The organism is Streptomyces sp. NPDC005962, assembly GCF_040629205.1.
Classification (GTDB): domain Bacteria; phylum Actinomycetota; class Actinomycetes; order Streptomycetales; family Streptomycetaceae; genus Streptomyces.
On the sequence record NZ_JBEXVE010000013.1, the window covers coordinates 19,887 to 32,990 of the forward strand.

11 protein-coding genes are annotated in these 13,104 nt (G+C 69.9%); 4 read left to right on the forward strand and 7 right to left on the reverse strand.

Annotated features, from left to right (window positions below; translation table 11 throughout):
* Position 1: 1 nt before the first annotated feature.
* The 4 genes from ABZ370_RS22375 to ABZ370_RS22390 all read right to left on the reverse strand — a co-directional run bounded on the left by ABZ370_RS22375 (position 2) and on the right by ABZ370_RS22390 (position 4,955).
* Positions 2–1,555, reverse strand: a complete 1,554-nt coding sequence (locus tag ABZ370_RS22375) for a hypothetical protein (protein WP_358623614.1) — start codon at positions 1,553–1,555, stop codon at positions 2–4.
* 592 nt (positions 1,556–2,147) lie between these two features.
* Positions 2,148–3,782 (reverse strand): monocarboxylate uptake permease MctP, encoded by a 1,635-nt coding sequence (gene mctP, locus ABZ370_RS22380; protein WP_358623617.1) that lies wholly within the window; start codon positions 3,780–3,782, stop codon positions 2,148–2,150.
* Entirely contained in the window at positions 3,779–4,033 is a 255-nt protein-coding gene (locus tag ABZ370_RS22385) for a DUF3311 domain-containing protein (RefSeq protein ID WP_358623620.1), read from the reverse strand. Before ABZ370_RS22385 ends, mctP begins: the two co-directional genes overlap by 4 nt.
* Positions 4,034–4,190: 157 nt before the next feature.
* Complete coding sequence (locus ABZ370_RS22390; RefSeq protein WP_358624100.1) at positions 4,191–4,955, reverse strand: GntR family transcriptional regulator; 765 nt, start codon at positions 4,953–4,955, stop codon at positions 4,191–4,193.
* A gap of 364 nt (positions 4,956–5,319) precedes the next feature.
* Between ABZ370_RS22390 and ABZ370_RS22395 the strand changes: the two genes are divergently transcribed.
* The 3 genes from ABZ370_RS22395 to ABZ370_RS22405 all read left to right on the forward strand — a co-directional run bounded on the left by ABZ370_RS22395 (position 5,320) and on the right by ABZ370_RS22405 (position 9,825).
* Positions 5,320–6,957 (forward strand): glycoside hydrolase family 3 N-terminal domain-containing protein, encoded by a 1,638-nt coding sequence (locus ABZ370_RS22395; protein WP_358623622.1) that lies wholly within the window; start codon positions 5,320–5,322, stop codon positions 6,955–6,957.
* A gap of 42 nt (positions 6,958–6,999) precedes the next feature.
* Positions 7,000–8,070, forward strand: a complete 1,071-nt coding sequence (locus tag ABZ370_RS22400) for an SIS domain-containing protein (RefSeq protein ID WP_358623624.1) — start codon at positions 7,000–7,002, stop codon at positions 8,068–8,070.
* Positions 8,071–8,349: 279 nt separating this feature from the next.
* Positions 8,350–9,825, forward strand: a complete 1,476-nt coding sequence (locus tag ABZ370_RS22405) for a PAS domain-containing sensor histidine kinase (RefSeq protein ID WP_358623627.1) — start codon at positions 8,350–8,352, stop codon at positions 9,823–9,825.
* Positions 9,826–10,000: 175 nt separating this feature from the next.
* On the opposite strand, the gene ABZ370_RS22410 is transcribed toward ABZ370_RS22405, so the two are convergent.
* Positions 10,001–10,258, reverse strand: coding sequence for a WhiB family transcriptional regulator (locus tag ABZ370_RS22410; RefSeq protein ID WP_003953983.1), 258 nt, complete (start codon positions 10,256–10,258; stop codon positions 10,001–10,003).
* A gap of 320 nt (positions 10,259–10,578) precedes the next feature.
* A complete protein-coding gene (locus ABZ370_RS22415; protein WP_358623648.1) occupies positions 10,579–11,547 on the reverse strand; it encodes a diacylglycerol kinase family protein in 969 nt (322 codons plus the stop codon).
* A gap of 83 nt (positions 11,548–11,630) precedes the next feature.
* On the opposite strand from ABZ370_RS22415, the gene ABZ370_RS22420 reads away from it, so the two are divergent.
* Positions 11,631–12,134: a hypothetical protein gene (locus tag ABZ370_RS22420; RefSeq protein ID WP_358623650.1), complete on the forward strand. Its 504-nt coding sequence runs from the start codon at positions 11,631–11,633 to the stop codon at positions 12,132–12,134.
* Positions 12,135–12,212: 78 nt separating this feature from the next.
* Here ABZ370_RS22420 and ABZ370_RS22425 read toward each other — a convergent pair whose 3' ends face one another.
* Positions 12,213–13,085: an RNA polymerase sigma factor SigF gene (locus ABZ370_RS22425; RefSeq protein ID WP_358624103.1), complete on the reverse strand. Its 873-nt coding sequence runs from the start codon at positions 13,083–13,085 to the stop codon at positions 12,213–12,215.
* Between the last annotated feature and the right edge of the window lie 19 nt (positions 13,086–13,104).

The window sequence follows — 13,104 nt, forward strand, 5'->3', positions numbered from 1 at the left end:
CTCACTTGGGGGGCCTGAAGCCCCCGTCGTCGTGGGGCGGCGCGGGAGGTGGCTGCGGGGGAGTGGGCGGTTGCGGTGGCGGCGGCGCGGGAGGTGGGGGCTGTGGTGGCGGCGGCGCGGGGGCGGGCGTGGGTGGCGGAGAGGCTCCCAGGCACTCCGGGGGCATGTTGTCCACGATCCACGTCCATGCGTCTTCCATCTCCGAGTAACTGAACTCCGGCTCCCCCGTGATGTACCAGGTCCAGACGATCCGCGGTGTGAACCACGTTGTGTGCTGGGTGGGGTCCGCTGTGTACATGATGCGGTCCAGCCCGCTGACGTGGCACAGCCCGAAGTAATGGCCCAGTTCGTGGATCGGCACGTACTTCCAGATCCGGTCGGGAAAGTTGTCCGTGAAGGTGACTCCGGAGGTGGCCATACCTTCGAGGCCACAGGCGCTGCCCCTGAGGTTGTCGGTCAGGCCATGGTGGTCGCGGTCGGGGGAGGAGTACCGGAAGATGCCGACGAGCACAGGGCGACAGAGCTCTCGTTTCGCTCCGTCATCATCGCGGTTCTTGTCGATACGGTGGACGACGCGTCTGAGGAATATAGCTTGGGTGCGGGAATCGAAGGGAAGGACGATGTCGTCGACCTCAGTCACCTCGACGGTCGTCTGGTTGAAAGTGAACATCAGGCCGAGTTCCCGCCCCTTGTCCCGGGCCGCATTCGTCTTGGTCTCCAGATCTCCCTCGCTCATGGGCAGGACGCGGAAGGCGGGACCTTTCGCTCCGCGGGAGCTGAGGTAGGTGTTCAGATCCTCCTCGGAGATCGGATTGTCTGGCTCTCCTCCGCCGCCCTGGATGACGTCTTCTTTCTTGAGTGTCTTGTAGCGTCTGCGATCGAAGAACCCGTAAGGGGTAAAGCCGCACAGTTGGTGCAGCTCGATCGGTATGCCCCTTTCCTGGAGCACCACCAGATTGGGGGCGGTGGGATCGGTCGGCGAGGCCGTCTGGGAGTCCAGGAAGACGCGGTACACCGTGCCGGTGAGCCGTAGACCGAAGGGACCGTAGTCGAGGTGGATGGCCCGCTTGATCTCGTCCAGGGTCGTGCCCGAGTACTTCCGGCCCAGCAGGTCACCCACGTGGCTCCGGATCCGCCGGTCGTTCACCTCGTCGATGATGAAGCCGACAATCTCGCCCAACAGGAAGAGGCGCCACGCCTGGAGGTAGGTCAGGACGGCCCCTATGACGATACGAAAGAGGCCGTCCAGGATCCGGCGCCAGTCGAGGGTGAAGATTCCGGCGATAATGTCCCACAGGCCCCCGAAGAAGTCGCGGATGAAGTCAACGACCACCTCGACCACTTTGCATACGACCCGCACTACCAGTTTGACGACCGTGACCACGACCCAGCGGACGATCTTCACCAGGTAGGTGACGAACCAGCAGACCCATCCCCGGGGGTCGTACCACGGATAGTCCTTGCACTTCTTCTGGGTACGTGATTCCCATTCCTCGATGGGTTGGGAGACCTTTTCCTCCACCCACTCTTTGATCTCTTTGCAGACGACGGCCATGGAACTTCTCCCTCGTCTCGCGAGCCACGGGGGACGGAGGGTTCAGCCATACGCAGGAGCACTGCCCGGAGCCGGTGTCGACTCCATGCGAGGGCCAGCAATTTTCCCCCGGCCCCGGCCGCGATCCCGGCGAGCGCCGCCAACCCGGCGGACCCCCACGACCAGCCGACCAGGACGAGCCGACACACCAGGAAGACGGATGACGTCAGTGCGAACGCTGTCGCCGCCGCGGCGCAGCCGCAGTCATTGAAGAGGCGGCGGATCACCGCGGCCGATGCGTTCCGTTCCTCGGCGTCGAGCCACGGGACGCGCACGTCGACCTGATCCACGGCCGGTCTGTCCAGCCAGGAGGCGAGTGCCGTCGCCCTTTCCAGATCGGCGGGCCGTTCCAGCGTCAAACGCACGGGGTTCCCGCCCGGTTTTCGCGTGCTCCAGGACTTTTCACGAGAGGCACCGCCTTGAGTGCGTCATGGATGTCCCCTGCGATCAGGCTAGGCTCACTGGTCGCTGATCGCACGCCAACGGGCCGCCGGCTCCCGCGAGGGGAGCCGGCGGCCCGTACAGCGTGAATCCGCGCAGACCGCCGCAGGCGTCAGTGGCCGCCGGGGGCGCCCGCCGTGGCCGGGGGCAGATCGGCCTTGACACCCGTGTCGCCCGCGTCCGCGGTGTAGTCGGACGGGGACGTCTCGTCCACGCCGTCCGGGGCCTTCAGCGCTCGCAGGACGAACGTCAGCACCACGGTGACCGCGACGTTCAGGACGAAGGCGGTGAAACCGATGTAGCCGATCTCGCCGATGCCCGGGATCTCGTCCGAGCTGCCGCCGAAGTGCTTCTGGGTCGGGCTGGCCACGCCGTACGCCGCGACCGTGCCGTAGAGCATGCCGACCGCCCAGCCGCCGAGCAGCGCCCACCGGTGGAACCAGCGGGTGAACAGGCCGCCCACCAGCGCCGGGAAGGTCTGCAGAATCCAGATGCCGCCCAGCAGCTGGAAGTTGATGGCGACGGTCTTGTCCATGGTCAGGACGAAGGCCAGCGCGCCGACCTTCACCAGCAGCGAGGTCAGCTTGGAGACCTTGGTCTCCTGCGCCGGGGTGGCGTCCGGCCGCAGGAAGTCCTTGTAGATGTTGCGGGTGAACAGGTTCGCCGCGGCGATGGACATGATGGCCGCCGGGACGAGGGCGCCGATGCCGATGGCGGCGAAGGCCACACCCGCGAACCAGTCCGGGAACATGTTCTCGAAGAGCTGGGGGATGGCCAGCTGGCCGTTGTCCACCTTCACGCCCGCTGCGATCGCCATGAAGCCCAGCAGCGCCAGCAGGCCCAGCATCAGCGAGTACAGCGGCAGGATGGTGGCGTTGCGGCGGATCACCTCACGGCTGCGGCTGGAGAGCGTGGCGGTGATCGAGTGCGGATACATGAACAGCGCCAGCGCCGAGCCCAGGGCGAGCGTGGCGTAGCCCCACTGCTGTTTGTCGCCGCTGGCCAGTGCGCCCTTGGGCTGCCCGGTGGCCGGATTCTCCTGCGACAGGGCGTGACCCGCCTTGGCGAAGATGTCGTCGAAGCCGCCCAGCTTCATCGGGATGTAGATGATCGCCACCGCGATGACGATGTAGATCAGGCCGTCCTTGACGAAGGCGATGAGGGCGGGGGCGCGCAGCCCGGAGGAGTAGGTGTACGCGGCGAGCACACCGAAGGCGATCAGCAGCGGCAGGTCCTTGACGAACCAGTTGGTGTCCTCGCCGCCGCCCACGCCCATCACGTCCAGCACCGCCTGGATGCCGACGAGCTGGAGGGCGATGTACGGCATGGTGGCGAGGATGCCCGTGATCGCGACGGCCAGCGACAGCCCCTTGGAGCCGAAGCGGCCGCGGACGAAGTCCGAGGTGGTGACGTATCCGTGCTTGTGCGACACCGACCACAGCCGGGGCAGGAAGGTGAAGATCAGCGGATACACCAGGATGGTGTACGGCACCGCGAAGAAGCCCGCCGCGCCCGTCGCGTAGATGGCGGCGGGGACGGCGACGAAGGTGTACGCGGTGTAGAGGTCGCCGCCCAGCAGGAACCAGGTGACCCAGGTGCCGAAGCTGCGGCCGCCGAGGCCCCATTCGTCGAGGTTGTCGGCGTTCTCGGCCCGCCGCCAGCGGGCGGCGAGGAAGCCCATCACCGTGACGGCCAGGAAGAAGAAGATGAAGACGGCGAGTGCGACGCCGTTCACGCCGTCCTTCATGCGGAACCGCCTCCCTTGCGCACCCGCTGCTCACGGCGGACCAGGATGTACGCGGTCGTCGTCAGCGCGGCCGAGATGGGCACCCAGAGCATCTGGTACCAGTAGAAGAACGGGATGCCGATGAAGGTGGGCTCGATCTTCGCGTACGAGCCGACCCACAGCATCGCCACGAAGGGCGCGATGAGACAGAGCGCGACCACGACACGCGTGGGCGTGACGACCTGTCTCCTGTCCGCGGACGTGTCTGACATGGCGGCGGGCTCCCGTCCCCTCGGCTCATCACCTGCGGCGCAGCGGATCAGCGCTGATCATTTGTGCAACGCGCAGGAATCTAAGCCCGGGGACCGGCGGCCGTCACTACCCGTCCGCATATCGGTATGAGAAAGAAGCCCAAGCCGGGCGGCGGAGTCAGCCGTTCGGGCGCTGGAGCCGGGCCACGAATTTGTAGCGGTCGCCGCGGTAGACCGAGCGCACCCACTCCACCGGTTCGCCCGCCGCGTCCAGCGAGTGGCGCGAGAGCATCAGCATCGGCAGGCCGACGTCGGTGCCCAGCAGCCCGGCCTCGCGCGGGGTGGCCAGGGAGGTCTCGATGGTCTCCTCGGCCTCGGCCAGGTGCACGTCGTACACCTCGGCCAGGGCGGTGTAGAGCGAGGTGTACTTGACCAGGCTGCGGCGCAGCGCGGGGAAGCGCTTGGCCGACAGATGGGTGGTCTCGATCGCCATCGGCTCGCCGCTGGCCAGGCGCAGCCGCTCGATGCGCAGCACCCGGCCGCCGCTCGCGATGTCCAGCAGTCCGGAGAGCCGGTCGTCGGCGGTGACGTAGCCGATGTCCAGCAGCTGGGAGGTGGGTTCGAGGCCCTGGGCGCGCATGTCCTCGGTGTACGAGGTGAGCTGGAGGGCCTGGGAGACCTTGGGCTTGGCGACGAAGGTGCCCTTGCCCTGGATTCGCTCCAGTCTTCCCTCGACGACCAGTTCCTGGAGCGCCTGCCGCACGGTGGTGCGGGAGGTGTCGAACTCGGCGGCCAGGGTGCGCTCCGGGGGAACCGGGGTGCCGGGCGGCAGGGTTTCGGTCATCTCCAGCAAGTGGCGCTTGAGGCGGTAGTACTTCGGGACGCGCGCGGTGCGCGTCCCGCCGGAGCTGTTGCCGCTCTCGGCGGTGGCCGTCGTGGCCATCGCCGCCATTGCCCCCTCGGTCTCCATCGCGCCCTTTCCGACGTCTGGTGTGCTGCCGTCACCGGCTTCTGATGATGTCGGCGGCTCACATCGTGGCACGCCCTGGGTCCGGGGTGGCTTCCCCGCCCGGATGTCGAGAGATGTCGGTCCGGTAACGGAGCCCGAAGCCGCGTTGTCCACCCTTGACACCCCTATAGGTCGAGAGACACGCTGCGAGTAAAGTGGTCTAAACCATTAAACCTCTCAATCGGCGATGTGGGGAGTAGGGCGCCGTGAAGTCCGACCTCGTGGCGGCGACAGGAGTCGCGGCAATGCCGGTGTCGGTGGGCTCCCTTCCGGCGCGGTGAAGGGAAGATCCACGTCCATGACGACCCTCGCGCACGGCTCGGCCACCCTCACCCGGAACGCCCTCACCGTCCTCCAGCCCGGCTTCACCGGCACCTCTGCCCCCGACTGGCTGCTGCGGCGGCTCGGCGAGGGCCTCGGCTCCGTCGCGCTGTTCGGCCGCAACATCGCCTCGCCCGAACAGGTCGCCGCGCTCACCGCCCAGCTGCGCGCCGAACGCGACGACGTGTTGGTGGCGATCGACGAGGAGGGTGGCGACGTCACCCGTCTGGAGGTACGCGGCGGCTCCTCGTTCCCCGGCAACCTGGCCCTCGGCGCGGTCGACGACACCGGGCTGACCCACGCCGTCGCCCGCGAACTCGGCCGCCGTCTCGCCGCCTGCGGCGTCAACCTCAACTGGGCGCCGTCCGCCGACGTCAACTCCAACCCGGACAATCCGGTCATCGGGGTCCGCTCCTTCGGCGCCTCGCCCCAGCTCGTCGCCCGGCACACCGCCGCCTGGATCGAGGGGCTCCAGGGCGCCGGGGTCGCCGCCAGCGCCAAGCACTTCCCCGGCCATGGGGACACCGCCGTCGACTCCCACCACGCCCTGCCGCGCATCGACGCCGGGCCCGACACCCTGGCCGCCCGCGAACTGGTGCCCTTCCGGGCGGCCGTCGCCGCCGGTACCAAGGCCGTGATGAGCGCGCACATCCTGCTGCCCGCGCTCGACCCGGACCTGCCCGCCACCCTCAGCCCCGCCGCCCTGCACGGACTGCTGCGCGCCCCCGTCGCCGACGGCGGGCTCGGCTTCGACGGCCTGATCGTCACCGACGGCATCGAGATGCGGGCCGTCGCCGACGCGTACGGCATCGAGCGGGGCAGCGTCCTGGCGATCGCCGCCGGGGCCGACGCGATCTGCGTCGGCGGCGGCCTCGCCGACGAGGACACCGTGCTGCGGCTGCGGGACGCGCTGGTCGCGGCCGTGACGGACGGGCGGCTCCCCGAGGCGCGGCTGGCCGAGGCCGCGGCGCGGGTCCGGGCCCTGGGGGAGTGGGCGAGGACCGCCGGAGGGCCGGCCGCCGCGCGGCGCGTCGCGCCCGCCCCGGAGGTCGGGCTCACCGCCGCCCGCCGCGCCCTGCGGATCGCCCCGGCCGCGGGCGGCACCGCGTACCGGCCCCCGGCCGGACCCGTCTTCGTCGCCGCCCTCACCCCGGTGGCCAGCATCGCCGTCGGCGATCGGACCCCCTGGGGTGTCGCCGCCGAACTGACCCGGCTGCTCCCCGGCACCACGACCGCCGCCTACGGCCCCGAGGACACCGCGGCCGGGGGCGGGCCCGCCGTGGTCGCACAGATGCTGGACGCCGCGGCGGATCGTAGGATCGTCGCTGTGGTACGCGACGTCCACCGCCACGGCTGGATGGCCGGTGTCCTGGACGCCCTGCTCACCGCCCGGCCGGACACGGTCGTCGTGGAAATGGGGGTGCCCCAGGCACCGCCCCGCGGGGCCCCGCACATCGCGACGCACGGCGCCGCCCGGGTCTGCGGGCGGGCGGCCGCGGAAGTCATCACCGGCGCTGTCACCGGCGCTGTCACCGGCGTCATCGACGACGCCATCACCGACGCCGTCACCGATACCAGCACCGGCGCCATCACCGGCAACGAGGCCGGGCACTGACACCTCACGCACAACCGGCACAGCCCACGGGAGGCACCCAGTATGTCCGCCACGACGACGGCCCCGCGCAGCGATCAGCCGGGCCGGATCATGTCCGGCGAGATGAACGAGCAGCCCGCGGTGCTGCGCCGCATTCTCGACCAGGGCGCTCCGAAGATCCGCGAGACCGCCGAACGGATCGCCGCGCGCGCACCGCGCTTCGTCCTGCTCACCGCCCGGGGCACCTCCGACAACGCGGCGCTGTACGCCAAGTACCTGCTCGAAGTGCTGCTCGGCAAGGCGTGCGGCCTGACCTCGATGTCCACCACCACCGCGTACGGCGCGCGGCAGGACCTCACCGACGTCCTGGTGATCACCGTCAGCCAGTCCGGCGGCTCCCCGGACCTGGTCGCCTCCACCGAGGCCGCCCGGGCCGCCGGGGCGATCACCCTGGCGGTCACCAACAACGCGGACTCGCCGCTGGCCGCCGTCTCCGAATTCCACATCGACGTGCTGGCCGGGCCCGAGAAGGCGCTGCCCGCCACGAAGACCTACACCGCCGAACTCCTCGCCCTCTACCTCTTCGTCGAGGGACTGCGCGGCGGCGACGGCGCGGCCGCCAAGGTGCTGCCCGACCTCGCCCAGCAGATCCTGGACCGCCGGGCCGAGGTGAAGCAGCTCGCGAGCCGCTACCGGTTCGCCGAGCGGATGGTCCTCACGTCCCGGGGCTACGGCTACCCCACCGCCAAGGAAGCGGCCCTGAAGCTGATGGAGACCAGCTACATCCCGGCCCTCTCCTACTCCGGCGCCGATCTGCTGCACGGTCCGCTCGCCATGGTCGACAACATCTCGCCGGTGATCGCGATCGTCACCGAGGGCAAGGGCGGCCAGGCGCTGCGGCCCGTCCTGGAGCGGCTGCGCGGCCGCGGCGCGGATCTCATGGTGATCGGCGGCCAGGCCGAGGTGGACCGGGCGTCCGCCGGATTCGCCCTGCCCACCGAGGGGGTCGCCGAGGAGGTGCAGCCGATCCTGGAGATCCTGCCGCTGCAGATGCTGGCGTACGAGGTCACCATTGCCCGGGGGCAGGACCCGGACGCGCCGCGCGCACTGGCGAAGGTCACCGAGACCCGCTGACACAAGGGGCCGCGAAAACACCCGCGGGCCGCGGCGCCGGGGCGGGACCCTCAACCCACCCGGCACCGCAGCCCGGAGCTTCGTCGGCCGAGCGGCCGACCTCAAGAGGCGTACGGAGCGGTCAGGGCAGAACGCGCCGTATACCTCGATCCGCCCTCCTGTGCGGGGAGAGCGGAAGATCGCATCGCTGGCCATTCTGGACTAGACCAGTATCATCTGTCCACGCTTATGTGCGAATCGGCTTATCCCTCATCCGGGTAGGCTCGCAGTGTGCCCTCCATGAACGATCTCGTACACCAGCACACCGCCCTCGACGAATCCGACCTCGAGTGGCTTCACCTGCTGGTATCGGAGTGGCAGCTGCTCTCCGACCTCTCCTTCGCCGATCTTGTGCTGTGGGTCCCCACCAGTGATGGCACCCGCTATGTCTCGGTCGCGCAGATGCGGCCCAACACCGGGCCCACCTCCTATCAGGACGACATGGTCGGCCATCTCGTTCCCCGTGGCCGCCGTCCCATGCTCGACGCCGCGCACGACGAGGGCCGTATCGTCCGCGAGGGCGATCCCGAGTGGCGCGAGGAGGTCCCGGTCCGGGTGGAGTCCATCCCGGTCCGCCGGGAGAGCCGGGTCCTCGGAGTGATCGCCCGCAACACCAATCTGCTGACCGTACGGACCCCCAGCCGGCTGGAGCTGACCTATCTCCAGAGCGCGTCCGACCTGGCCCAGATGATCGCCGCCGGAGCGTTTCCCTTTCCCGGCCAGCAGGTCGACATGGACGCCTCGCCGCGCGTCGGCGACGGGCTGATCCGGCTCGACGCCGACGGCGTGGTCCAGTACGCCAGCCCCAACGCCCTCTCCGCCTACCACCGGCTCGGGCTCGCCGCCGACCTCGTCGGCCACCACCTGGGCGAGACCACCGCCGAACTGGCCCCGGCACGCGGCCCGGTGGACGAGGCGCTGGTCAAGCTCGCCAGTGGCTGGGCGCCGCGCGAGTTCGAGGTGGAGAGCGGCGAGAACGGCGTCATCCAGCTGCGGGCCATCCCGCTCAAGCCCAAGGGCGTGCACATCGGCTCGCTCGTCCTGCTGCGGGACGTCACCGAACTGCGCCGCCGCGAACGGGAGCTGATCACCAAGGACGCCACCATCCGGGAGATCCACCACCGGGTGAAGAACAATCTGCAGACGGTGGCCGCGCTGCTGCGGCTGCAGTCCCGCCGCATGGACTCGGCCCAGGGGCGGGAGGCGCTCAACGAGGCGGTGCGCCGGGTCGGTTCGATCGCGATCGTCCACGAGACCCTGTCCCAGACGCTGGATGAGCGGGTCGAGTTCGACGACATAGCCGACCGGGTGCTGGCGATGGTGGCCGAGATATCGCCCGGCAAGGTCACCGGCCGCCGCACCGGACGGTTCGGAATCCTCGACGCCGAGGTGGCCACCCCGCTGTCCATGGTCCTCACCGAGTTGCTGCAGAACGCGCTGGAGCACGGCTTCGGGCCGGGGGAGCAGGGCACGGTCGAGGTCTCGGCAGTGCGCGGCGGCGGCACCGGCGAGGAGGGCCGCCTGATGGTGGTCGTCCAGGACGACGGGTGCGGGCTGCCGGAGGGGTTCGACCCCCAGCGCGCCGGAAACCTCGGCCTTCAGATCGTCCGCACTCTGGTGGAGGGGGAACTGGGCGGCACCTTCGACATGGTGCCCGCTCCGGAGCGCGGCACACGTGTGGTCCTCGACATACCGGTGAGTGCCGAGAAGGCCTGAGTATCTTCACCACCCCTTCACCGGGGGCGGGGCGGGCCCTTCGCCAGGGGGCGAGGCGGGCGACGGCAACGCACTGAGCCCCGGACCGGGATGGTCCGGGGCTCAAAAGCTCACGTTGCTGTGCGCATCGGGGCTACTGCGCGCTGCGGCTCGGGGGCCACGGGGCGTATCAGGGTCAGGCGCTGGCGTTGCGCGCCCGGTTGCGAGCGGCACGGCGCTTCATGGCGCGGCGCTCGTCCTCGCTGAGTCCACCCCAGACGCCGGAGTCCTGGCCGGACTCAAGCGCCCACTGCAGACACTGCTCCATGACGGGGCAGCGGCGGCAGACGGCCTTGGCTTCCTCGATCTGCAGCAGCGCAGGACCGGTGTTGCCGATGGGGAAGAACAGCTCGGGGTCTTCCTCGCGGCAAACGGCGTTGTGACGCCAGTCCATGGCTGCTCCATCTCCTCGTATTGCGGGCTCATTGCTTGTGAATGTGAACGCTTTCACGAATCCCCTGACAAGGACAGGGACGCCGCCAGTTTGGGCGCTGGTGCGTTCCCGTGGGTTTGTGGAGGGGGTTCGGGCTCTCAAGGGGGCCTTCCGTCAGGCCGTCCCGATCGCCAAGAAGAGATTCGCAAACCTCGGCGGCGGATACAACCCCTTCCGGAAAGTTTTTTTGGATTCCTTGGTGTCGGCTGTATCACAGCCGTACTTCCGGGGGGTGGATGCCAGCCTAAACGTTCGACTACAAGGACTTTATGGGGTCTGACTCACACAATCACACGCAGTGCACGGCGTACGCCTGTGAACGTCACGCTCGTACGCAGTCCTAGGTGGTCTCCGTCCATCTGGAACGGCAGTGGCGCCTGGGATTGCAAGGTGAAGTCCGTCAGATCGTGCAGCCCTACCACATGCTTGCCGTGGGGTCCCCGGTCGGGCGTCGACATCGCCAGCTGGGTCGCGTAGCGGGCCATCGCCGGGGCCGAGAGCTTGGCGAGTCCCAGCACGTCAAGGGCGGTGTCGAAGGACGCGCGCGGCGCGGCGTAGATCGGGCGGTTGCCCAGAAAGGTCCACGGGGAGGTGTTGCAGACTATGGACAGCCCCAGCTCCCTGACCGGGTCCTGGCCGGGCCGCCGGAGGGTGATGCTGCCCTGTCGCCGGTTCGGCTCCCCGAAGAACTGGCGCATCATCTGCCGTATATACAGGGCATGGGTCGAACGCTTGCCGCGTTCGCGCTGCTGCTCGACCCGGCCGATCACGCTCGCGTCGAAGCCGAAGCCCGCGCAGAAGGTGAACCAGCGGGCGGGCACCGACTCGTCCGGGGTGCCCGGGGTACCGCCCGCGAGCCCGAGGCCCACGGTGCGCTCGGTGCCGTCGCGCAGCGCGTCCAGCAGGGCGCCGGTCGCCTCGACGGCGTCGTTGGGCAGACCGAGGGCGCGGGCGAACACATTGGTGGAGCCGCCGGGGACCACCGCGAGGCGGGGCAGTTCACCCGGAGCGGGGCCGTCGTGCAGCAGGCCGTTGACGACCTCGTTGACGGTGCCGTCGCCGCCGAGGGCCACGACCAGCTCATGAGTGCCGCCGTCGACCGCCCGACGGGCCAGGTCGCGTGCGTGCCCCCGGTACTCCGTGGTCACCACGTCGAGCTTCAGATCGCTGGCGAGCGCGTGGAACAGGACGTCACGGGTGCGGGCACTGGTGGTGGTTGCTGCCGGATTGACCACGAGGAGTGCGCGCATGAGCGCCAGCCTACCGACCCGCCGGAACGCCCCCCGACCCCCGGCCCCACCCACCGGCGCCGGACGACGGCTACGCTGCTGAGGTGAGCAGGAAGAAGCCCGCCCCCGGTAAGACGGCCAGGACCGCCACTCCGGCGGCCGGGGCCACCAAGGCTGCCGCCCCCGCCGACGAGACTGCCGACGCGGCGCCCGAGGGGCCCCGTCCGGCCCGGCTGACCGCGGCCGCGGCGCTGGCCGCCGTCGAGGGCCTGGTGCTCGTGGGCTTCGGTGTCTACGTCCTGATCATGGGCCTCGCCGGGAACCCGGAGAGCCCGGAGCAGGCGGAGACGCTCGGGATCACCGTGCTCGCCCTGGCCCTGCTGCCGCTGCTGGCGGCCCGCGGGCTGTGGCTGCGGCGCCGCTGGAGCCGCGGCCCCGCGATGATCACCCAGCTGATGGCGCTGCCGGTGGCCTGGACGCTGGTGCAGAACGGCGGCGGGCTGATCGCCATCGGTGTGCTGACCGCCGCCGCGGCCCTCACCGTCCTGGCCCTGCTGATCAACCCGACCGCGACAGAAGCGCTGGGCATCGGCCCGCGCGACGCTTAGATCCAAACGACAGGCCCTGGGGCCCTTCCGGAAGGGCCCGTTCAGGGAGTGCCCGGGGCGTGCCCCGGGCACCGCTCGTCACTCCTCGACCAACAGCCGGTCCCGCAGCTGGGCGAGTGTGCGCGCCAGCAGCCGTGAGACGTGCATCTGGGAGATGCCGACCTCCTGGGCGATCTGCGACTGCGTCATGTTCCCGAAGAACCGCAGCAGCAGGATCTTCTTCTCGCGCGGCGGCAGATCCTCCAGCAACGGCTTGAGGGATTCGCGGTACTCGACGCCCTCCAGCGCCTCGTCCTCCGCGCCGAGGGTGTCCGCCACCGCCGGGGACTCGTCGTCCGTGTCCGGTACGTCCAGCGACAGCGTGCTGTACGCGTTGGCGGACTCCAGGCCCTCCAGCACCTCCTCCTCGGAGATGGCCAGATGCTCGGCCAGCTCATGGACGGTCGGGGCGCGCCCGTGCCGCTGGGACAGCTCGGCGGTGGCCGTGGTCAGTGACAGCCGCAGCTCCTGGAGTCTGCGCGGCACCCGCACCGCCCAGCCCTTGTCGCGGAAGTGCCGCTTGATCTCGCCGACGACCGTGGGGGTCGCGTAGGTCGAGAACTCCACACCGCGGTCCGGGTCGAACCGGTCCACGGACTTGATCAGGCCGATGGTGGCCACCTGGGTCAGGTCGTCCAGCGGCTCGCCGCGGTTGCGGAAGCGCCGGGCCAGGTGCTCGACCAGGGGCAGGTGCATGCGCACGAGGTGGTTGCGCAGCTCGGCGCGCTCCGTGGAGCCGTCGGGGAGGCCCCGCAGCTCGATGAACATCGCCCGCGCGCCGCTCCGGTCGTGCGGATCGTGCTGCTGGTGCACCTTCTCCTGCTCGTGCTGATCCATGTGGTCCGCCCGCTCTGGTCGGTCTCCTGCCGCCTCCGAGTCCGCGGGGTGCGGTCGGGCCGGCGGGTGCGGGATGGCCGGGGTGCGTACTCCC

What these genes read in the sequence shown, in the direction of transcription:
- ABZ370_RS22415 (WP_358623648.1), bottom strand. Translation starts at nt 11,547, where the DNA reads ATGCGCGCACTCCTCGTGGTCAATCCGGCAGCAACCACCACCAGTGCC.
- ABZ370_RS22385 (WP_358623620.1), bottom strand. Translation starts at nt 4,033, where the DNA reads ATGTCAGACACGTCCGCGGACAGGAGACAGGTCGTCACGCCCACGCGT.
- mctP (WP_358623617.1), bottom strand. Translation starts at nt 3,782, where the DNA reads ATGAAGGACGGCGTGAACGGCGTCGCACTCGCCGTCTTCATCTTCTTC.
- ABZ370_RS22395 (WP_358623622.1), top strand. Translation starts at nt 5,320, where the DNA reads ATGACGACCCTCGCGCACGGCTCGGCCACCCTCACCCGGAACGCCCTC.
- ABZ370_RS22405 (WP_358623627.1), top strand. Translation starts at nt 8,350, where the DNA reads ATGAACGATCTCGTACACCAGCACACCGCCCTCGACGAATCCGACCTC.
- ABZ370_RS22410 (WP_003953983.1), bottom strand. Translation starts at nt 10,258, where the DNA reads ATGGACTGGCGTCACAACGCCGTTTGCCGCGAGGAAGACCCCGAGCTG.
- ABZ370_RS22390 (WP_358624100.1), bottom strand. Translation starts at nt 4,955, where the DNA reads ATGGCCACGACGGCCACCGCCGAGAGCGGCAACAGCTCCGGCGGGACG.
- ABZ370_RS22375 (WP_358623614.1), bottom strand. Translation starts at nt 1,555, where the DNA reads ATGGCCGTCGTCTGCAAAGAGATCAAAGAGTGGGTGGAGGAAAAGGTC.
- ABZ370_RS22400 (WP_358623624.1), top strand. Translation starts at nt 7,000, where the DNA reads ATGTCCGCCACGACGACGGCCCCGCGCAGCGATCAGCCGGGCCGGATC.